Genomic DNA, 322 nt, shown 5'->3' on the forward strand with positions numbered 1-322 from the left:
GTCGGTGGGGCGCTCGGACCGGCTGGTGAGCCCGACCCAGGCGATGGTCTGGGGCCTGGGGCGGATCGTGGGCGTCGAGTACCCCCAGCGCTGGGGTGGCGCGCTCGATCTGCCCGAGACCATGGACGCCCGTGCGGTGGCCCGGCTGGCCGGAGTGCTGGCGGGTGCGGAGGGCGAGGACCAGGTCGCGGTGCGCGGCTCCGGTGTGTTCGCCAAGCGCATGGTGCGGGCCTCGTCGGCTGATGACGCGGTGAACCGGGGCTCCTGGCAGGGCCGTGGTTCGGCGCTGGTGACCGGTGGTACGGGTGCGCTGGGTGGCCAT

The 322-nt window shown here is 74.5% G+C and carries 1 protein-coding gene; it reads left to right on the forward strand.

The window, feature by feature from the left end; genetic code table 11:
• A partial coding sequence (locus KN815_RS46820) for a SpnB-like Rossmann fold domain-containing protein (RefSeq protein WP_216347873.1) occupies positions 1–322 on the forward strand: 322 nt, incomplete at both ends.

The organism is Streptomyces niphimycinicus (assembly GCF_018883605.1).
GTDB lineage: Bacteria > Actinomycetota > Actinomycetes > Streptomycetales > Streptomycetaceae > Streptomyces > Streptomyces niphimycinicus.